The following is a 21,200-nucleotide window of genomic DNA, read 5'->3' on the forward strand; positions in this document are numbered from 1 at the left end:
CGGAATGCTTGGCGCTCCGGTCGTCAGGATCAGGCCCCGGCGTTACTTCCGCCGCAAAGCCCTTGCCCGTCCGAGACGAAGCCCATGACAAAAAGCGTTGATCGGGCTTGCGCCGCGACTGTCGCTTTCGCTGGTCTCTGTGCTGCTATTGGGGGGCATGAAAACGAACCTGCCGGCTGCGAGGGACGATAAGAGGGTGCATGGCCGAGTTGCTGCCAACTCGACACTGCCGTCCATATACTCTAGGGGGGTATGGTATCAACCCCCCAAAAGGCCCTCATGACGCACGTTGCCGCAGAAAAGCAGAAACTGCTCAATCGCCTGAAACGATTGCGCGGGCAGATCGATGCGCTGGAGCGCGCGGTCGATGCCGATGTCGAATGCGCCCGCGTATTGCAGCAGGCTACCGCATGCCGCGGCGCGCTGGAAGGGTTCATCGCCGAAGTGATCGAGGATCATATTCGCGAGCATATGGTGGACCCCGCCCTGCCGGGTAACGATCCGCGCACGATTGCGGCCGAGGAACTGGTTTCCATCATCAAGGCCTATATGCGGTAAAATCGCCGCGCCCTGCCTGCACCCGCAGTTGCGCGTGGAAATAACGGCCTTATACGGACGCCCGGACCGGGTGCGACTCCTGCCGCTCCGGCCGACCGAATTCTCGTACCCCCGCCCGATCGCATCGATCGTGCTACGAAAATTCGCGTTACAGCGTTGGAATTGTCACGATGACGGGCAACGGAGAGGAACGGCTGCTCCATCTGGTCGGATGGGTGGGTCGTCATGTGCTTCCCCATGAAAGGCAGTTGCGCAAATGGCTGCGCTCGGCCTTTCCGGCGATAGATGTCGATGACGTCGTGCAGGAAGCCTATTGCCGCATTTCCGAGCTTGATCGGTTCGAGCATATCGACGATCCGCGCCGCTATTTCTTTCGGACCGCCCGCAATATCGTATTGGAACAAGTGCGCCGGGATCGCGTCGTGCGGATCGAGGCGGCGAGCGGTCTGGTCGAGATGGAGCACGCACTCGACGAGTTCTCGCCGGAGCGGATCGCCGCAGGGCGCAGCGCGTTGCAACGCGTGGAGCGTCTGATCGATGCCCTGCCGGAACGGGCGCGGCAGGTCTTTCGGCTTCGCAAGATCGAAGGCGTTTCCCAGCGCGAGATCGCATCCCGCCTCGGCCTTACGGAGAATGTGGTCGAAAACGAAGTGGCGCGCGGGCTGCGCCGCATTCTCAACCAGATGACCGACGACGAGCGTGGCGATTTGCCCGCCCGTTCCAGATCGACCCCGAAATCAGCAGCATCCATGCGTGCGACACGGAAGCAGCCATGATCGAAGAAATCGCCTCTCAATGGGCCGCCGGGCTCGATCGCGGCATCCTTCCCGCCGAGCGCGTCCAGCTTGACGCATGGCTTGCCGAAGACCGGCGCCATCGCGGTGCATTGCTGCGCGCGCAGGCCGCGATGAGCATGCTCGACCGGTGCCGCGTCCTCGCCGGAGCCGAAGAAGACGAAACCGCGAATGACGACACCCCCCCTGCCCGCGCCGCGTTCCCGTTCGCGCGCCGCCGCTTGCTGGCGCTGGGCGGAAGCGGGATCGCCGCAGCCCTGATCGGCGCCCTCTCCTTCAATCTTTGGCCCCGGGCGACCACGCTCGGCACCGATACCGGCGAAATCCGGCGCGTGCCGCTGGCCGACGGATCGCTGGCGGTCATCAATTCCGCCAGCGAACTGCGCGTGTCGTTCACGGCGAACCGGCGAGACGTGCAACTGACGCGCGGCGAAGCATGGTTTCAGGTTGCCAAGATGCCGGATCGGCCGTTCACCGTGACGGCGGGCCCGGTCAACGTGCAGGCCGTGGGCACCGCCTTCAGCGTGCGCCGCCGAAACGGTGCCACCGTAGTCGTGGTCACCGAGGGCACTGTGAAAGTGTGGTCCGGCCGCGAGACGGACAGCGCTTTCGTGACCGCCGGGCAGAGCGCCGTGATCAGCGACGCGGGCGTCAAGGTTGCCGCGCTCGAAAGCGAAACGGTCGACCGGCAACTGGCCTGGCGGGACGGCCGGATCGTGTTCGAGGATGTGCCGCTGGCGCAGGCCGCCGCGGAGTTCAACGGCTATCATGCGATGCAGGTTGTCGTGGATCCCGTTTTCGCCGATAAGAGCGTGGTCGGATCGTTCCAGACCGACGACATTGAAGGCTTCGCATCGGCCTCGGCCGCGATGGTCGGGGGCCGTGTCGTCCATGACGGCAACGTCATACGCGTTGTCCCGTAAATTATTTTTGCATCGCTGACGGAAACTGTTCCGCCGAACGTCTTTCTAAAAAAACCGGCCGAAGTGTTCGGCTGCAAAAAGAAAGGGGAGGCAACATGCGATCCATCCGCCGTTTCCACGTTCAATCGGCTTTGTTGGCAAGCGTTGCCGGCGTGTCCATCATGGCCAGTACGCCCGTGCTGGCACAGGACCAACTGCATAATTTCAACATTCCTGCGCAAGGGGCGGGAACCGGCATCCTGGCCTTCTCCCAACAGGCGGGCATCCAGGTCCTCGCCTCGGGCGGCGCCACCCACGGCCGCAAGGTCAACGCCGTTCAGGGCCGCTTTACCGTAGAGGACGGCCTGCGCCGCCTGATCGCGGCCAGCGACTTGCGCCTCGTGTCGTTCGATGGCCGCACCGCCGTTCTGGCAGAGCGCAGTGCCCCGGCCACAAAAGGGGGCATGACCAGCGCCTCTTACGGACAGGCCGCGCCCACGGCAGCGACCACCGCGACGCAAGGCGCCGCACCGCAGGCCGAAGACACCACGGCATCTGCCGACAACGGCCCCAGCAGCCTCAACGAGATCATCGTCACCGGCAGCACCTCCGGTCGCCGCACGCTGTTCAACTCTTCGTCCAACGTGACGCTGGCCAATCAGGCGGACCTTGTCCGCAAGGCCCCGCGCTCGATGGCCGAAACGCTGGAACTGGTGCCCGGCATCTTCGTGGAAGCCACCGCCGGCCCCGCCTCCAACAACTATTCGGTGCGCGGCCTGCGCGGCGGCGCGCAGACTTTCATCACCATCGAACAGGACGGCCTGCCGATCCTCTACGGCGGCGGCGGCGCGGACTTCTACTTCCAGCAGGACCTCTCGGTGGACCGCATGGAAGCGGTTGCCGGCGGCACCTCGGGCATTCTCGCGCCCAATGGCGCGGGCGCGACCATCAACTTCATCTCCAAGCCGCTGAGCTACGACAAGCCGACCGGGTCGATCCGCGCAACGGGCACGACCTACAACGACTACCGCGTGGACGGCTATTTCTCGGCACCGATCAGCGATAGCGTGTCCTTCGCGGCAAGCGGCTATTTCTGGAGCCAGGAAGGCCAGCGCAAGTCACCGTTCCGGTACGACAGCTTCCAGGTGAAGGCCGTGCTGGAAAAGAAGTTCGACGACGATGGCTACGTTCGCGTGAGCTATCAGCGCCGTGACCAGTCGGACCCCTACTATGCCGACATGCCCTTCGCGGTGTCCGCATCGGGCAAGATCAGTTCGGTCCCCGGCATGGACCTCAAGTACGACAACATCCTGGGCGAAGACTTCCGCTTCATCGGCGTGCCGGTCTCGTCGGCGACGGGCAACACGATCCGTCCGTTCCGGGGCGATCGCGGCATTCACACGCAGTCGAACACCTATCGCCTCGACTTCGAAAAGCCGGTGAGCGACGAACTAAAGCTGTTCGCGCATGCCCGCTACCTGGACGGCAAGTACGACTTCAACGGCATCTTCCCGGGCAGCGGCGCGGGAACCTCGGGGCTTGCCTCTGCCGTCGATTACCTGACGCCCGGCACATCCCCGGTCGACTCGCTGCTGACCGCCGGTCTGGCAGCCTTCCCCGGCACCGCGCAGTTCGGCATCCGCGACTTGCAGTCCGGGCAGGTTACCCCTGCGTCCAACACCGCGGCGCTCAATGCGCTCAACGGCAATGGCCTGCTTCAGCAGACGGTGCTCAACCACCAGACGCTGTCGACCAAGGACTTCGGCAGCAACTTCGGCGTGCGCTGGGATACCCAGGGCGACACGATCAAGAACTCGCTCACCGTCGGCGGCATGTACTACAATGTCCGCCGCCGGAACGACCAGTCGGCCGTCGCTTACGCCATCAACGATGTGACGAACAATTCGCACATCTACGATCTGGTCGCGCTGGACGGGAACGGGAACGTGCTCGGTCAGCTGACCAACAACGGCATGATCAGCTATGGCAACTGGGGCCAGGGCATCTTCAATGACAAGGTCAGCTCGGCTTCGGCCTATTTCAACGACGAACTGACCGTCAACGACAAGCTGCACGTCGACTTCGGTGTCCGCTACGAGCATCAGCACGTTGCGGTGAACATCGGCAATACGGCGGCGGTCAACGAACCCGTGGCCCCCGGCACGCCCGGCCTTGCGCAGGACGTGGGCAGCACGTTCGACGGCACGTACAGCCACCAGAGCGCCAGTTATCACGACTGGGCCTACACGGCCGGCGTCAACTATGAGCTGACCGACAATATCTCGCTCTACGTGCGCGGCGCCCGTGGTTTCCAGACCAATGGCGGCGATACCGGCGGTACGCACGAGCCTACCGACCTGACGCTCTATGAAGGCGGCGTACGCTTCCAGAACCACTGGCTGAGCGCTTCGCTCGTCGGCTTCCGCACGATCTTCAAGAACCAGTCCTACCAGTTCATCGATCCGAACGATCCGGCCAATGCGACCAATGCGCTGGCGAACAACAAGACCAACGGTATCCAGCTCGATGCGGAAATCCGGCCGGTCTCGTTCTTCACCCTCACCGCGACGGGCGTCTATCAGGATCCGAAGCTCAGCAACTTGCGCTTCAACGGCGTGGAACAGCCGCAGTTTGACGGCAATACGCCCGAACGCACGCCCAAGAAGCTGCTGACGGTCACGCCGGCCTTCATCCTGCCGCACGGGCTGGGCGAGGTCTACGGTCGCTGGAAGTACATCGGCAAGATCTTCGCGGACTCGGGCAACGGCGTGGCTCTGCCGAGCTACAGCGTCTTCTCGATCGGCGCGACGGTGAACGTGACCAAGCAGATCAACGTCAACGTCAGCGTGGACAACCTGACCAACGCGAAGGGCTTCACCGAAGGCAATCCGCGTCAGGGACAGACGCAGACGATCGTGGACGGCTTCTTCTATGGCCGCGCGATCGCCGGCCGCAATGCGCTGGCCTCGGTCACCTATTCGTTCTGAGCGAATACCGACCCATAAACTGACTGGAAGTCAGCGGTGGCACCGTCGATACGACGAAGCCGCCGCTGGTTTTCGAAAGGCCGCGCTCTTCCCCCTCCTCCCGGAGCGCGGCCTTTCACATTTTACATGGAGCTTCCCGATGCCTCCCCTGTTTCGCAGGCCCTCCCTTCGGCTCGCCGCGCTGGCCTTGACGGCCGCTCCTCTCGCCCTTGCAGCCCCCTCGCCCGCCTTGGCTCAAGAGCCCGCCGCACAGGCGCCGCTGCACACCGTGCAGGAGGGTCTGAACCTCAACACATTCGTGCAGCAGGGCCCAGTAGCGGCGCACGTGCTGCTGCGTTCGGGTAGCGATCCGCGCGTGATCGTCGCCTTCCCGGCCGGCAACAGCGGCGTGGGCCTGTGGTTCGAGAAGGTGCCGCAAGCCGCCGAATGGACGATGACCGGCCAGCCCCAACCCGTCAGCGGAACCGACGCGCAGGGACGCACTCTGCACGGTGTCACCTTCCGCGCCGAGATCCGCGCCTCGCGGCTGGTCGTGCGGCAGGCCGTACTGTCCAGCATTCGCGTGCTGCGCGACTATCAGGCGCTGGGCACGGCGCCGGCGGAAGTGCTGGTACCGGGACAGACTCAGGCCCGCACGCTCCTCTGGGCAAGGGACCGGCTGGACGGCGCGCCGGGCTACAAGCTCTCGCTGACTGCCGAGCAGGGCACCGTCAGCGACAACACCATCACGGCAGGCCCGGACGGACGCATCGTCTTCACGGTGACCGCGCTCACCGGCGAACAGCCGCTGACGCCGTTCACGCCCGAAACGCTTCTCACCGACAAGGCTGCCGCCGACCCGGCCGCCCGGGCCGCGTTGCAATTCCTCAGCTACCATGAGAAGTTCATGGCGGGCTCCTGGAGGTTCAACACCTATTTCGGTCGCGATACCCTGATGTCGGTGCGGATGCTGATGCCGGCGCTGCAACCGGAAGCGGTGGAAACCGGCCTGCGCGCCGTGCTCGAACGCCTGTCGCACGACGGCAACGTGGCGCATGAGGAAGACATCGGCGAATTCGCGGTGCTCGATCACATGCGCGCGGGTCAGGGCAAATCCGACACGCCGACTTTCAATTACGCGATGATCGACAGCTCCTTCATGCTGGCGCCCGTCGCCCAGGCATGGCTGCTGGACGATCCGCGCGGCAAGGCGCGCGCCGCCGATTTCCTTGCCGAGCAGGATCAGGGGCGTCCGCTCGGTCAGGCGCTGATGACGAACATCCGCTTCGTGGCGCAGCAGGCACAGGCCTTCGCCAAGGACCCGCGCTGGAACAACCTGATCGCGCTCCACCCCGGCATGGATGTCGGCCAATGGCGTGACAGCAACGACGGCCTTGGCGGAGGTCGCTATCCTTACGATGTCAACGCGATCCTCGTTCCGGCAGCGCTCGACGCCGCCGACGCGCTCGCCCGCGCCGGCCTGCTCGATGCTTTCACGAAGCCCGAGGACAAGGCCATGCTGGCGCAGCTTTCGCAGATGGCGAAAGTCTGGCGCGAACATGCGCCAGTGCTGTTCCAGCAGACCGTGCATCCCGCCGCCGCGCAGGCAGCGATCGCCCGTTATGCCAAGCAGGAAGCCGTGCCCGCCGCCCCCGCGCTGGCGGCAGCGCAGCGCCCGATCCGCTACCACGCCATCGCGCTCGACGCGCAGGGCAAGCCGGTGCCCATCGTCAATTCCGACGAAGGCTTCGCGCTCCTCTACGGCCGCCCGACCAGCGACCAGCTGAGCATTGCCGCCGAAACCATCGGCAATGCCTTCCCGGCGGGCCTGATGACCGGCGCAGGCATGGTCGTCGCCAACCCGGTCTTCGCCTCGCCCGAACTGCAAAAGACGTTCAGCCGCAACGCCTATCACGGCACGGTGATCTGGTCGTGGCATCAGGCCCTCGCCGCATCCGGGCTGGCCCGCCAGATCGCGCGGACGGACCTTTCCCCCGGCGTCTGCCGCCAGCTTCTGGCCGCGCAGGACAGCCTGTGGAACGCCATCGCCGCCAGCCGCAGCGTGCAGAGTTCCGAGCTGTGGTCGTGGAACTACGAAGGCGGCGCCTACAAGGTCGTGCCCTTCGGCGCGAGCGGCGCGGATGTCGACGAATCCAACGCGGCGCAGCTCTGGAGCACGGTATTCCTGGCCGTCCAGCGCCCCGCACCAGCCACGGGATGCGGTAAATGACAGACAAGGCGCCGATCCGCTCCATCGTCATCCTCGGCGGCGGAACGGCCGGGTGGATGACGGCCGCGGCCCTGTCCAAGGCGCTCCAACCCAACGGGATCGCAATCCGCCTCGTCGAATCCGACGCCATCGGCACGATCGGCGTCGGCGAGGCGACGATCCCGACGATCCACTGGTTCAACCAGCTCCTCGGCCTCGACGAAGCCGAATTCATGGCCGCCACCAAGGCGACCTACAAGCTCGGCATCGAATTCCAGGGCTGGCAGGGCGACGGGCACAACTATCTCCACCCCTTCGGCACATATGGCAGCCCCGGCGACGCCGTGATGTTCCCGCACCGCCTGATCCGCGCGTGGCTGGGCGGGCATGACCTCTCTCCCGAAGACTATTCGCTGACCACGCAGCTGGCGCGCCAGCGCCGCTTCATCTCGCCCGCGAACGACCCGCGCTCGCTGCTCTCCACGCTCGGCTATGCCTACCATTTCGACGCCAGCCTCTACGCCGGATACTTGCGCAAGCACGCCGAAGCGCGCGGTGTGCAGCGCCACGAAGGCAAAGTGACGGAGATCGAGCAGGACGGCGAAACCGGCTTCATCCGCAGCGTGTCCACCGACAAGGGCGAGCGCCTGTCCGGGGACCTCTTCATCGATTGCTCGGGCCTGCGCGGACTGCTGATCGAGGATCGCCTGCAAGCAGGCTTCGAAGACTGGTCGCACTGGCTCCTTTGCGACGGCGCATGGGCCGCGCCAACCCCGGCAGACGCGGAGCCGGTGCCCTTTACCCGTTCGATCACCCATGAAGCCGGCTGGCGCTGGCGCATCCCGCTGCAACATCGCGTCGGTAATGGCTATGTCTTTTCAAGCGCGTTCCAGACGCCCGAAGCCGCGCGCGAAACGCTGCTCGCCGCAATTGGCGAACCGAGCGCCGAACCGCGCCTGATCCGCTTCACTCCCGGCCGCCGCAAGCGCGCGTGGGTCGGCAATGTCGTGGCCATCGGCCTGTCCAGCGGATTTCTGGAGCCGCTGGAATCGACCAGCATCCACCTGATCCAGACCGGCATCGGCAAGCTGCTCTCGCTGTTCCCGCGCGCCGGTTGCGAGCCGCTTCTGGCCGAGCAATACAACCGCATCTTCGCGCGCGAGATGGAAGACGTGCGCGATTTCCTCGTGCTGCATTACCACTTCACCGCCGGGCGTAGCGAGCCGATGTGGCAGCACTGCCAGACCGCCGCCATGCCCGAAACGCTCGCCTACCGGATCGCCCAGTACGAAGCCTCGGGCCGGATCATGCTGACCGGCGAGGACCTGTTCCGCGATGCCAGCTGGTTCGCGGTGATGACCGGCCAGGGCATCCGCGCGCGTGACTATAGCCCGATGCTCGATGCCGCGCCGGAGGCGGAAAACCTGCGCCATCTCGAAGCGGTACGCGCCGCCGTTCGCCAGTCGAGCGAACGCATCCCCCGGATTGCCTGAGGAATTCCCGACGTGAACCGTGCTGCCCCCTCGCGCCGCCTGGCCCTGACCACCCGTGCGGGGCTGGCCCTGCTGGCCACCGTCGCCTGTGTGGCACAGGCCGCCCCGCCCCAGAGCCCCGAACAACTTTTCGGGCCGCTCTACGAAGCAGTCCAGACCGAACACATCTTCGCCGATGGCAAGACCTTCGCCGACGCCACCCCGCGCGAAGATCCGGAAACGATCCTGCGCGCCTGGCACGCCGAACAGCCGGAAGGCCCCGAGGCGCTGCGCGCGTTTGTCCTGCGCCATTTCGACGTTCCGCACGCCCCCACCGAGAAGCTTTCGCTCAAGGCCCATATCGCCGCGCTCTGGCCGCAGCTGACGCGGCCGCCGCTCGATCCCCCGGCGGGTTCCTCGGCGCTCGCCCTGCCCGCCCCTTATGTGGTTCCCGGCGGGCGCTTCCGGGAAATGTACTATTGGGATTCGTACTTCACGATGCTGGGCCTCGTCGCGGACGGGCATGACGATCTGGTCGAGGGGATGATCGACAACTTCACCAGTCTGATCGAGCGCTTCGGCCACATTCCCAACGGCACGCGCACATATTACCTCGGCCGTTCGCAGCCGCCGTTCTTCGCGCTGATGCTGGACCTGTCGAAGCAGACCGACCCGGCGATCCGCGCCCGCCGCCTTGCCGCGCTGCGCAAGGAACATGCCTACTGGATGGCAGGAGAAGCCTGCGCGACCGCCGCGAAACCCTGCGAACGTGTGATGCGCATGCCCGATGGCAGCCTGCTGAACCGCTATTGGGACGATAACGACACCCCGCGAGACGAGTCCTACGCGGAAGACCGCACGACCGCCGCCAAGGCATCCGGACGCGATGCCGCACAAGTCTATCGCGACTTGCGGGCGGGCGCCGAAAGCGGCTGGGACTTCAGCTCGCGCTGGCTGACCGATCCGCACAACCTCACCACGATCCGGACCACCCGGATCGTCCCCGTCGATCTCAACGCGCTTCTCTGGGCGATGGAAACGCGGATCGAGAAGGGCTGCGAAGCCGCCGCCGACAAGCCTTGCGCGGCCGAGTTCGCCCAGCGCGCGGCACGGCGCAAGGCCGCGGTCGACCGCTATCTCTGGTCCAAAAAGGACGGGCGCTTTGCCGACTGGTCGCTGGATGACCGTGCGCCGACGCCGGTGCTATCCAGCGCCACGCTCTATCCGCTCTTCACCGGCATGGCCTCGGCCGCGCAGGCCAAGGCCATGGCAGGGATCACCCGCACCGCACTGCTTGCGCCGGGCGGGCTGCGCACGACGACGCTCGCCACCGGCCTGCAATGGGACGCGCCCAACGGCTGGGCGCCGCTCCAGTGGGTCGCGATCGACGGACTGGGCCGCTACGGCGAACAGGGACTGGCGCGCGATATCGCCCGCAGGTGGGTCGAGACGGTGCAGGTCACCTACCGCGAAACCGGCAAGATGCTCGAAAAGTATGATGTCGAGGAGCGGCTGCCCGGCGGCGGCGGCGAATATCCGCTGCAAGACGGTTTCGGCTGGACCAACGGCGTGACCCGCGCGATTCTCGAACGCTATCCGGAACTTGAGAGTGCAGGCGCGACCCCCAACCGCGATCCGGCGCCGATACCCGCGAAACAGCACTGACCTGACGATAGCGGCGAAGACGGGCTTCGCCGTTTCATCGATTACAAATGTCGTCTGTCGACGAAATGTTGTTCCTGCGCCCCGCGCCTTCCATCCGCCATGCGTTCTTGGGAGGATATGCATGGATCGTCGCGAAATTCTGACGCTGGCTGGAGGGGTGGTTTCCGCAGCGCTTTTGGGGCCCGTGGCCGCTTATGCCGCGCAGGCTCCGGAGCGGAAATCCGGCAGGGCGCTCGTCATCGACGGCAATCTTGTGGCGCCGGTGGATTCGCCCGATCCGCTGGATGCGGAAACGCGGGCCATGGTACGCTCGTCGGGACTCGACGCGTTCAAGATAACGCTCGGCGGCAGCGGCAACCTGAGCAAGGCCGAAACCGACGAACAGATCGCCAGCTTTTCAAAAGGCATCGCGGTCAATTCGGACCTGTTCACGAAAATCACGAGCCCCGCCGATCTCGCGCAGGCGAAGCGGAACGGGAAAGTCGGCGTCATCCTCTCGTTCGAGGCAGCGGGAATGCTGGAGGGGCGCGTCGAGAATATCGACCATTTCCGCTCCGCCGACGTGCTGGTGATGGGGCTGACCTATAACACCGTCTCGCCGTTCGGTTCCGGCGTACTGGCGCCGCAATCGACCGGCCTTACCGAACTGGGACATGCGGCGGTAAGCCGGATGAACACACTCGGTACCTCGATCGACATCAGCCACAGCGACGAGCGGACCAGCCTCGAGGCGATGGCAGCCTCCAAAAAGCCGGTGCTCATTACCCATGCCGGCTGCGCCGCGATCCACCCGCATCCGCGCAACAAGTCCGATGCACTGCTGCGCACGCTGGCGGACAAAGGCGGCGTGGTCGGGATCTACGAGCTGGCCTTCCTCGTCCCCGCGCCCGCGCAGCCGGGGCTGGATGCCTATCTCGCCCATATCGAACATGCCGTGCGCGTCTGCGGTGAAGATCACGTGGGGATCGGGACCGACGGGCTGCTCACCCCGTTCGACACATCGCCGGAAAGCATGAAGGCCTGGAACGACGATATCGCGGAGCGCAAGAAGGCCGGTGTCTCGGCACCGGGAGAAGGTCCGCCGCCCTTCGTGATCGGGCTCAACCGGCCGGATCGCTATGCGGTGATTGCCGATGCACTGGCCAAGCGCGGCTATTCGCGCCGGACGCTGGACAAGATCCTTGGCGGGAATTTCGAGCGTGTCTTTTCGGAGACCTGGCAACGTGCCTGATCGGGGCGCCTGATTTGCGCCCCCCTAATAGGACCGTCTCGGGGGGATTGAGACGGTCCTACGGGGTTGCGACCCGGCAATTAGGGGGGCGCCGGGCCACACGGGCAGCTAGCAGCCAGTTTATGCCCGGCACAATGGTTGAAACCCGCGAGTCGGCGGCGGGTCAGGCGAGCCGGTGGAAAGGCGCGGCAGTCTGTTTACCAACCTAATGCGATGCCGCCGCAGCGCGTAAATTCGGGCGATGTTGCGCAACTTCCCGGCGCCGGAACGGTTGCTCGCAGTGATCGGGGTGCAGTTCAGGAGAAGACCGGCAGTGACCCAAAACCGCTCCGATGCGACTTCCCCGCCGCCACGCGCAGAGGCGGCCACGAAACTCTCCATTCATGCCCGGCTAGACTATCAGTTCGACAAGCCGACCGACATTCTTCTCCAGCTGGAAGCGGCGATCATTCCCGAGCAGCAGGTGCTCTCGGCCAATATCGATTTGCCGCCCTGCGAACATTTCGCCCGCGTCCCTGCGCAGGATTGCATCGGCGAGCGGATCTGGCTCCGCGCGCAGGGGAATCTGCGTGTCGACTATCGGGCCATCGTCTCGATCGAGCGGCTGCTGGCCGACTGCCGCAAGCTCGACAGCGTGCCGCCGCATCAGTTGCCGGGGGAAACGATCCAGTACCTCATGGCCTCGCGCTATTGCCCGGCGGACCGGTTCCAGAGCTTCGCGGCGTCCGAGTTTCCGGATCTGGGCGGCGGCGCGCTGGTGATGGCGATGCGCGACTGGGTGCACGACAAGATCAGCTATGTGCCCGGGGTCAGCACCAGCCAGACCACGGCGGCCGATACCTTCATCCGGCGGCAGGGGATCTGCCGCGATTTCGCCCATGTCCTGATCACGCTGGTGCGCGCCGTCGGCATCCCTGCGCGGATCGCCAGCGTCTATGCGCTGGGCGTAGAGCCGCAGGACTTCCACGCCGTGGCCGAAGTGTTCCTGGGCGGCGAATGGCACCTGATCGATGCCACGGGCATGGCCCGGGAGGCAGCGATGGCAAAGATCGGCGTGGGCCGGGACGCGGCCGATGTCGCCTTCCTCACCGCTTATGGAGACGCCCGGATGAAAGAGCAGCAGGTTCTGGTCGAACCCGCTGCCTGATGCGTTACATGGCCTCGCCGATGGCTTCCAGCGAGCGGCGCTTGGTTTCGGGGAAGAACAGCAGCACCACTACGAACTGAAGCGCCATCATCGCCGCGAAAAGCCAGAACGGCAGGGCGTGGGCACGCGCGGCGGCGAGCGGAAAGCCGAAAGCGATCACCGCGTCCATGAACCAGTGGACGGAGGAGCCGAGGCTCTGACCCCGTGCGCGCACGTCGGTCGGGAAGATCTCGCTGATATAGACCCAGATCACCGCGCCTTGCGAAAACGCGAAGAAGGCGATGAAGGCGACCAGCAGCCACAGCAGCCACTCGTGGTGGGTGCTGCCGGAGAAGATCGCGGCAACGCCTGCCAGTGCCGCCGTCAGGCCGACCGAGCCGATCAGCAGCAGCGTCTTGCGGCCGATCCTGTCGATCACGGTCAGCGCCAGCGCGGTGAAGACAAGGTTGCAGGTACCGATGACGATGGCCTGCTTGTCGGCCGAGACTCCGGAGAAGCCGGCGGCGGCGAAGATGTCGTTGAGATAGTAGAGAATCGCATTGATGCCGGAGAGCTGGTTGAACGCGGCAATGCCGATGGCCAGCAGGATGGGCCTGTGGTGCCGCTTCCAGCTCAGGCGCGCGGCATGGGTCTGCGCTTCCGCGCGGCGCCAGATCGCCATTTCGCCCGCGACGTCAGGGTTGCCCAGCTTGCCCAGCACGGCTGCGGCCTCCCCTTCCCGGCCCTTGGCGAAGAGCCACCGGGGGCTGTCGGGAATGGTCTGCATCATCACCAGCAACAGCACGGCGGGCAGCGTGGTGACGCCGAACTTCACGTGCCAGTCCATCGCCCCCAATTGAAGGTTGGAGACCAGATAGTTGCTGAGATAGGCGACCAGAATGCCCAGCACGACATTGAGCTGGAACGCGCCCACCATCATGCCGCGCCGCTCAGCGGGGGCGATCTCGGCGATATAGACGGGCGCCAGAACCGAGGATGCGCCTACCGCGAAACCGGCCAGCACGCGCATGATCAGCAGCATGGGCCAGTTCCACGCCAGAAAACAGCCGATGCCGGACACGAGATAGAGCAGCGCGATCACCGTCAGCGAAGCGCGCGCGCCGTAGCGGTCGCCCGGGATGCCGGCAAACAGTGCGCCTGCCAGCGTGCCCCACAATGCGCTTGAAACCGTGACGCCCACACCGGTCGCGCCGAGCGCAAAAGCGCTGCGGATGCCCTCGGTGGTGCCGGCGATAACCGCCGTATCGAACCCGAACAGCAGTCCGGCGAGCGCACCCACCATTACGCCACGGAGAAGCGTCGCATTCATCGTCCCATCCCTTTTTCCCGACCTTCAGAGCCGCAGCCGGTCGTGTCGCAGTTCGATAGCGGAGGCCGGGTTCGCGACATAGGGATTTATCGGCGGGATTTATCAGCGGGTTGAGGGCCTTGCGCCGCCGCGACGGAGATGCCCGGCTCCATGTGTCGCATAATTGCCACAGCCACGCCCAATTTCATCCATGTTCCTGTCCCCACGGCATTTCCCCCGGATCGTCATCGAGCTGTCATCGGCCTCGACCAGTGGGCGCTCGTCGCCAAAGACAAGATCAGGGAAAAGATTCTTCATGTCGCTTCTGCGCGCGCCTCTGCTTCGCCAAACCTCGCTGTTCACCCTTGCCGCTGCCGCCATGGTCGGTGTCGCGAGCCCGGCCCGTGCCGCCGATGCTGCCGATGCTGCCGATGCCGATACTGGCGCCGATCACGACGACGAGATCGTCGTCAACGGCGATCTTGCCGCCCAGCGCAAGGCGATTGCCGAGAAGCGCGACGCGTTCAACACCGTCGAGACGCTCGAAGCCAACGACGTGGGCAAGCTGCCCGACCAGAACGTGGCCGAAGCCGTGAAGCGCCTGCCCGGCATCTCGGTCGCCAACGATCAGGGCGAAGGCCGCTATGTCATCATTCGCGGCATCGACCCGAACCTCGTCAACGTCACGCTGAACGGCCAGACCCTTCCCGCGCCCGAGCCCGATGGCCGCGTGGTGAAGCTGGACGACCTTCCCTCCGCCATGATCCAGTCGATCTCGGTCTCGAAGTCGGTCCTTCCCAACCAGGACGCCAATGCCATCGGCGGTTCGGTGGACATCAAGACCAAGACCGCCTTCGACAGCGCCGCGCCATTCTTCCTCGATGCGCGCGGATCGATCGGCTACTACGGATTGAACCACAAGACGCCTTACCAGTTCGACGCCACGGCCGGTGGCCGCTTCGGCGCGGACGAGCAGTTCGGCGCCGTCGTCTCGGTCAACTATTCGCGCCGTCCGATCGAATCCGAAAACTATCAGGCCTCCGAAGACTACACGACCTACAACGGCGTGCCGGACGGCAATGGCCTGCGTGACTACAACCTCGTGCGCAAGCGCCTTGGCGTGGTCGGCAACTTCGACTGGCATCCCTCGGACACGGTGAAGCTTTACCTGCGCACCAGCTATTCGAAGTTCAACGACAACGAAACGCGCGACCAGAACCGCCTGGCGGTCACCTCGGTCAACGGCACCACCGGCGCCATCGCCGGCACCGCCACGATCCTCGTGCGTCACCGCGAAGAGGACGACAACACCAAGTCGGCCACGCTGGGCGGCGAGTTCGACGATGTGGCCGGCGGCAAGCTGGAAATGTCCGGCGGCTGGACGCGCGCGACCAAGGTCGACCCGGTCCGCAGCGAGTTCACGTTCACCGCCCCCAAGGGCAAGACCGCGATCGACTACGACGTCTCGACCGATCCCTACACCATGGTCCCCAGCGATTCCGCGCTGTTCTCCACTCCTTCGGCCTTCGCGCTCAGCAAGTACAACTTCGAACACCGCCGCTCGTTCGAGCAGCTGTGGCAGGCCCGGATCGACTATACCCACCCCATCGCCCTGGGTGACGATTCCACCTTCGCGATCGGCGCCAAGTACATCGATCGCCACAAGGCGGACGACCACGACAAGACCGACTACAAGGCGGGCACCGCGTGGACGCTCAACCAGGGCGGCGCCTATACCGGTGACGACAGCTTCTACGGCGACATGTTCAACTTCGGCACGCGCATCGATTACGACGCAGCGCGCGCCTACATGAGCGCCAATCCGTCGGTCGCCAAGATCGATAGCGCCGGAACGCTCTCCGACAGCCTCGCCAGCGACTACGACGTGCGCGAGAAGATCACCGCCGGCTATATCATGGCAACGCTGCGCTTCGGCGGACTGACCGTGGTGCCCGGCGTGCGCATCGAGCATACGGAAGACTCCACCAGCGCCAAGGCGGTGGACGATAACTCCACGCTCGACGAAGGCTTCAACGTCTTCGGCCACCAGAGCTACACAGACCTGTTCCCGGGCATCAACGCCAAGTACGACTTCGGCAACAACCTTGTCGCCCGCGCCGCCGTCACCACGTCTATCGGCCGCCCGAACTATCCGGATCTGGCCCCTTACGTGGTGGTCGAGGACGATACGGTGCCCAACGTCTCCATGGGCAACCCGAACCTCAAGCCGCTCAAGGCGGTCAGCTATGACGCCTCGCTGGAATATTACCCGACGGCGGGCGCGCTGTTCTCGGCCGGGGTGTTCCACAAGTCGATCGACAACCCGATCTACACTTACAACACCCGCCAGACGGACGTGACGATCGCCAACGTCCTCTACGCCGCTGCCGATGTCGCCTCGCCGATCAACGCCAGCAGCGAACAGCTGACCGGGGTGGAATTCAACGCCCAGATGCAGTTCGTGAACCTGCCCGGTTTCTGGAGCGGCTTCGGCGTATCGGCCAACTACACCCACGTCTGGGGCCATGCCGATGCCGACTTCGTGCGCGACGGCGGCATTCCGCTGATCTACCAGTCGAAGAACGTCGCCAACGCGCAGATCTTCTATGAGAAGTACGGCTTCGGCGCGCGCCTCGCGCTCAACTACCGTTCGGCCTATCTCGACCTGCTCGGCGCCGATGCCTCGACCGACGAGTATACCGACGGCAATGCCCAGCTCGACCTGCACCTCAGCTACCAGATCACGCCGCAGTTCTCCGTGTTCGGCGATGCGATCAACCTGACCGACGCACCGTGGCGCCGCTACGTGGGCGTCCGCCAGCAACTGGTCGAGCGCGAACAGTACGGCGCGCAGTACCGCATCGGCGTGCAGCTGCACTTCTGATCGGAACGGGAACGGGAACGGGATTGTGACAGGATCGATGTCGATGAAACGCATGAAACTCGCCGGCATCGGTCTTGCCGCACTCGCCGCACCGCTTGCGGCAGTCTCCGCGCAGGCGCCTCAGGCGTCCGCGCGGGACGGCTCCGACCTTACGGTAGATCGCGTGGTGTTGGTCATGCGCCACGGGGTACGCCCGCCGACCAAGGACCCGGCGATGCCCGCCGGGACCGCCGTGGGCGACTGGCCCAAGTGGTCCGTCGCACCCGGCTGGCTGACTCACCATGGCGCCGAAGCCGTGGCCGCGCTCGGGCAGAGCGACGCGAAAGCCTTCCGCGCGGCCGGTATCCTTCCGGCGCGCGGATGCCCCGCGCCGGGCACCGTCCGCGTGGTGGCCGATAGCGACCAGCGCACCATCGCCACGGCCGAAGCCTGGATGGGCGCGCTCGCTCCCAAGTGTGGCCTCACCGCCGAACATCCGCCGCAAGGCCAGCCGGACCCGCTGTTCTCGGCCATCGAGGCCAGCCCCGCCAACTGGGACCCGGCACAGGCTGACGCCGCCGTGCTTGCCGCCGCGGGCCCCGGCGGCCTTGCCGCGCGCGACGCGCAGGAACAGGCGTTGGCAGCACGGCTCGATGCCATTCTCTGCGGTCCGAGTACCGCGCCCGCCAAGGGCGTCTGCGGCATTTCCGCCGTACCGTCCGCCTTCAAGGGCGCAACGGCCACTTCGCGCCCCAAGCTTTCCGGCATGCTCGACAAGGCCTCCACCGCCGCGCAAGTCCTCCTGCTGGAATATGCGGACGGCAAGCCGATGGCGGAAGTCGGCTGGGGCCGTGCGAGTGCCGCCGACGTGACCGCGCTCTCGCGCTTCCATGCACTGGAATTCGAGCTTCTCGCCCGCCCGAAACCAATTGCGGCAGCCAATTTCGCGCCGCTGGCCGCAATCGTGAAGCAAGGGCTTGAGGGCCCCGCGCGGATCACGGTGATTTCGGGCCATGACACCAATGTCGCCAATCTCGGCGGACTGCTGGACGTGCACTGGCAGATCCCCGGTTTCGCGCAGGACGACCCCGCCCCCGGCGGCGCCATCGTGATCGAGCGGCTGCACGACCGGGCCGGGCAGACCTTCGTGCGCGTTTCCTATCGTGCGCAGGCGCTCGACAGCATCCGCAATGGCACGGGTGGCGTCGTGCGCGCGGCGATGAGCCCCACCGGCTGCACGGTGCCGCAGCACCCCGGCTTCTGCACGCTGGCGCAGTTCAACGCCCTGATCGACGGGAAATAAGAGGCCTGAGTCAGCCGGTCGCGGCAAGCAGGATGTCGATCCCCGACGCCTGCGTTGCCGCGCCGGTGGCCGATGCACTGTCCGACCAGTCGCTGCCGATCGCCCTGGTTCCCGACGCGCTCATGCGCCACACCGCATCGGCATTCGCGCGAACCCAGCCCATGAGTTCGGCGCGTTCCGGCCCCTCAGGCATTGTCTCCAGCAGATGGCCGAGGTGGTAGGCGAAGATGCCCTTGAACATCCAGCCGTCGGAGCCGATCGCATCGACCGGCTCGCGCAGGATGCCCTGCGGCGTCGAAAGCCCGCGCGTGGCGGCGAGCGCCAGCCTGACCGCGCGGTCGTGATAGCCCGCGTCGCCGGTGATCCGGGCAAGATCGCTCAAGCCGCCGATCAGCACGCCCTGATTGTAGGTGAAGCGCGGTTGCCCGTTGTTGCGGCAATTGCTGTCGAGCCCGTCGTTCACCAGTCCGTCGGCGCCGATCATGGATGACTGCTCGAACCACGCCCAGCCGCGCTGTGCCCAGTCCCGATAGCTGGCCTGCCCGGTGGCAAGGTACAATTGGTTGGAGGCGTAGATGAGCAATTCGTTGGTGATCGCGTTCTTGTAGGTCCGCGCCGGATCCCACCACAATCCGCCACCGCAATGGTCGTCCCAATAGTCCGCGACGATCTCGCCGTAACTCTTGATGGCATAGGCCAGCAGCGCCGGATCGCCGTCGCGCTGCCAGGCATGGACACTGGCGATCACTGCCCACAACGCATCGTCATTGAGCGCGAGGCCGGAGCGATTGCGGACCGCCGCATCGACCTGCCGCCCCCAGCGTCGGTCTCCGGTCCGTCGTTCATGGTCGATCAGGGCATCGACGACGACGAAACGCTGCCAGGGCTCGATCCCGTCCCAATCGCCCGGCTTGCCCCATGTCCGGTCGAGATAGTCAACTGCCGTGCGGGCGCGGCCGGGCCATGGATTGTCCTCGGCATGGACGGGTACCGTCGTACCTTGCAGCAACAGCGCACCGGCCAGCAATCGCCGCGCCATCCATCGCAGTCTTCTCATCGCGGGCATACGCAGAGGCATAGCCCGCCCCCTTACACGATCGTCGGCGTACTTCTAGAAATCGCTGAGGACATTTCCCGGTACGCTCACGCGGGGGCGCAAGCGGAATATCCAGACCGGCCGGATCGTGAGAAGCGAACAGGTCAGACACAGCGCGGCGGTGCCCATCGCCAGCGGCCAGAGCGCCGCGCCGTTCATCGCGATCAGGTCAGATTGCGATTCCAGCCACTTTCCCGCCAGACAGGCCGAGGCGCCGAGGCCGATCTTGGTCGTCGCCGTGAACAGGCCATAGGCAAGGCTGCAATCGCCCGGCCCCCGGATCGCCGGCGCCTGCCCGACCAACTCCGAAAACAGCGACCATGCCAGCAGCGCGATCCCGCCCACCAGCCCGCCGAACACCGCGAATACCAAGATTGCGCCAAAGGGACCGGCATCGACCGCCACCGGCAACAGCAGGATGACGGCGCCGATAAGGAGATAGGCAATCGAGAGGCTCTGCGCGAGGCCGTGCCGTCTGGCGAGCGCATTCCACGCCGGGATCACCCCCAGCCGCGCGATGGCAATGGCCAGAGGCGCAGCGGCAAGCACCCACTGGGTGTGGATCCTGAGATGCAGCAGCGCCTTTCCAATCGCGCCCAGCGCCCCGGCGCCCACCATCTGTGCAAGGCAGAACGGCAGCACGCAAAGCGCGACGCGCGCCATGTCGCGAAGGCCGGTGCTGCTCGTCGGACGCTCGCCCTGCCCGCGCCACAGGTGGGTGAACATCCAGGGCAGCGGCAGTAGTCCAAGGAAGGCCACGCTGGCCAGAAATGCGAAGAGCATCGTCGGCAATCGGGGGCCGCCGATCAGCATCAGCGGCAGCGCCATCGCCGCAACCAGCAGCGCGCCGCCTGCGGTTACGATCGTGCGCAGGCGCATCAGGCGCATGTGCCCGTAATGTGCAGCCAAGGGCACGTTCAGTGCATTGTGCGGCACGTCGAAGAAGGCGAAACTGGTGCGGAACAAAAGAATCAGAGCAATCGCCGGGCCAATGCCTCCCGAACCGGCCAAGGGCAGCAAGGCAAAGCTCACGCAAGCGATCGGCGCCGCCAGCGCGGCGATGACCGGCAGCCAGCGCCCCAGTCCGGGCCGCCGGGCCAGCAAGGCGCCCCAGCCGATGTCGAGCAGGGCATTCCACGCCGAACCGGCCAGAAACACGCCCCCGGCAAGAACCGGATCGAGCCGCAGCACCACCACCAGAACGTAGAAGGCGAAGGCGTCCTCGGCCGACCACAAGAGGTTCTTCGCCAGATGCGATACCGCGAAGGCCCGCAGGGAATCCTTGGGAAAGGGATCGGTCACTCCGGCGCGCATAAGCATGCCCTGTGACTCTTTCGCGTCGGCGTTCTACGCCGAACGGATTCTCAGACGCTGAATGCGTAGGTGATGAAGATGCACACACCGGCCATCAGCGTCATCGCGGTGATGAAGCTGACGTCGGCAATGTGCTCAAGCACGAAAAGCCGCCGCTCCGACCCGCCGCGCAAGGCGAAATAGGCCGAAAGCGTCGCCACAAGAAACAGCACCGCGTCCAGCGAGAGCAAGTCGTCAGCGAAAGTCTGGCTACCCTGTACCGCCAGCTTGATCTGGATGATCCCGATCGCGGTCAGGCAGACGCCCACCATCGCGGCCGCAATCGGGCAGATCATCCGGCAAGTGCGCTCATCGAGTTTGGGGTTGCGCGGCATCGAAAGCTACCTTGTCGA

The 21,200-nt window shown here is 65.5% G+C and carries 15 protein-coding genes; 11 read left to right on the plus strand and 4 right to left on the minus strand.

Annotation, left to right across the window (positions count from 1 at the left end; genetic code table 11):
• Nucleotides 1–279 precede the first annotated feature (279 nt).
• From EDF56_RS08665 to EDF56_RS08705, 9 genes are all read left to right on the plus strand, one after another.
• Nucleotides 280–558 (plus strand): metal/formaldehyde-sensitive transcriptional repressor, encoded by a 279-nt coding sequence (locus EDF56_RS08665; protein WP_132386424.1) that lies wholly within the window; start codon nt 280–282, stop codon nt 556–558.
• A gap of 170 nt (nt 559–728) precedes the next feature.
• Nucleotides 729–1,334 (plus strand): sigma-70 family RNA polymerase sigma factor, encoded by a 606-nt coding sequence (locus tag EDF56_RS08670; RefSeq protein ID WP_243652492.1) that lies wholly within the window; start codon nt 729–731, stop codon nt 1,332–1,334.
• The gene (locus tag EDF56_RS08675; protein WP_132386426.1) at nt 1,331–2,275 is read left to right on the plus strand and encodes a FecR domain-containing protein; all 945 of its coding nucleotides are present in this window, start codon (nt 1,331–1,333) and stop codon (nt 2,273–2,275) included. Before EDF56_RS08670 ends, EDF56_RS08675 begins: the two co-directional genes overlap by 4 nt.
• A gap of 161 nt (nt 2,276–2,436) precedes the next feature.
• Nucleotides 2,437–5,241, plus strand: coding sequence for a TonB-dependent receptor (locus tag EDF56_RS08680; RefSeq protein WP_243652493.1), 2,805 nt, complete (start codon nt 2,437–2,439; stop codon nt 5,239–5,241).
• A 229-nt stretch (nt 5,242–5,470) separates the two neighbouring features.
• Nucleotides 5,471–7,450 (plus strand): hypothetical protein, encoded by a 1,980-nt coding sequence (locus EDF56_RS08685; RefSeq protein ID WP_243652494.1) that lies wholly within the window; start codon nt 5,471–5,473, stop codon nt 7,448–7,450.
• On the plus strand, nt 7,447–8,922 hold the full coding sequence (locus EDF56_RS08690) for a tryptophan halogenase family protein (protein ID WP_132386428.1): 1,476 nt from the start codon (nt 7,447–7,449) through the stop codon (nt 8,920–8,922). The genes EDF56_RS08685 and EDF56_RS08690 overlap by 4 nt, the downstream gene beginning before the upstream one ends.
• A gap of 12 nt (nt 8,923–8,934) precedes the next feature.
• On the plus strand, nt 8,935–10,566 hold the full coding sequence (gene treF / locus EDF56_RS08695; RefSeq protein WP_243652495.1) for an alpha,alpha-trehalase TreF: 1,632 nt from the start codon (nt 8,935–8,937) through the stop codon (nt 10,564–10,566).
• 121 nt (nt 10,567–10,687) lie between these two features.
• On the plus strand, nt 10,688–11,797 hold the full coding sequence (locus tag EDF56_RS08700) for a membrane dipeptidase (RefSeq protein WP_132386430.1): 1,110 nt from the start codon (nt 10,688–10,690) through the stop codon (nt 11,795–11,797).
• 313 nt (nt 11,798–12,110) lie between these two features.
• Nucleotides 12,111–12,944 carry a transglutaminase family protein gene (locus EDF56_RS08705; protein WP_243652496.1) on the plus strand — a complete coding sequence of 278 codons (834 nt, stop codon included), beginning with the start codon at nt 12,111–12,113 and terminating at the stop codon, nt 12,942–12,944.
• Between the two features lie 4 nt (nt 12,945–12,948).
• Here EDF56_RS08705 and EDF56_RS08710 read toward each other — a convergent pair whose 3' ends face one another.
• The gene (locus tag EDF56_RS08710) at nt 12,949–14,253 is read right to left on the minus strand and encodes a sugar porter family MFS transporter (protein ID WP_207904672.1); all 1,305 of its coding nucleotides are present in this window, start codon (nt 14,251–14,253) and stop codon (nt 12,949–12,951) included.
• Nucleotides 14,254–14,548: 295 nt separating this feature from the next.
• On the opposite strand from EDF56_RS08710, the gene EDF56_RS08715 reads away from it, so the two are divergent.
• Complete coding sequence (locus tag EDF56_RS08715; RefSeq protein WP_243652497.1) at nt 14,549–17,116, plus strand: TonB-dependent receptor; 2,568 nt, start codon at nt 14,549–14,551, stop codon at nt 17,114–17,116.
• 43 nt (nt 17,117–17,159) lie between these two features.
• A complete protein-coding gene (locus tag EDF56_RS08720) occupies nt 17,160–18,398 on the plus strand; it encodes a histidine-type phosphatase (protein WP_243652498.1) in 1,239 nt (412 codons plus the stop codon).
• Nucleotides 18,399–18,408: 10 nt separating this feature from the next.
• Here EDF56_RS08720 and EDF56_RS08725 read toward each other — a convergent pair whose 3' ends face one another.
• The 3 genes from EDF56_RS08725 to EDF56_RS08735 are packed head-to-tail and all read right to left on the minus strand — an operon-like array spanning nt 18,409 to nt 21,182.
• Nucleotides 18,409–19,476, minus strand: a complete 1,068-nt coding sequence (locus EDF56_RS08725; RefSeq protein WP_243652499.1) for a glycoside hydrolase family 76 protein — start codon at nt 19,474–19,476, stop codon at nt 18,409–18,411.
• 33 nt (nt 19,477–19,509) lie between these two features.
• Nucleotides 19,510–20,814, minus strand: a complete 1,305-nt coding sequence (locus EDF56_RS08730; RefSeq protein ID WP_132386438.1) for an MFS transporter — start codon at nt 20,812–20,814, stop codon at nt 19,510–19,512.
• Between the two features lie 44 nt (nt 20,815–20,858).
• Nucleotides 20,859–21,182: a hypothetical protein gene (locus EDF56_RS08735; RefSeq protein ID WP_132386440.1), complete on the minus strand. Its 324-nt coding sequence runs from the start codon at nt 21,180–21,182 to the stop codon at nt 20,859–20,861.
• Between the last annotated feature and the right edge of the window lie 18 nt (nt 21,183–21,200).

Source organism: Novosphingobium sp. PhB165 (assembly GCF_004341845.1).
Lineage (GTDB): Bacteria > Pseudomonadota > Alphaproteobacteria > Sphingomonadales > Sphingomonadaceae > Novosphingobium.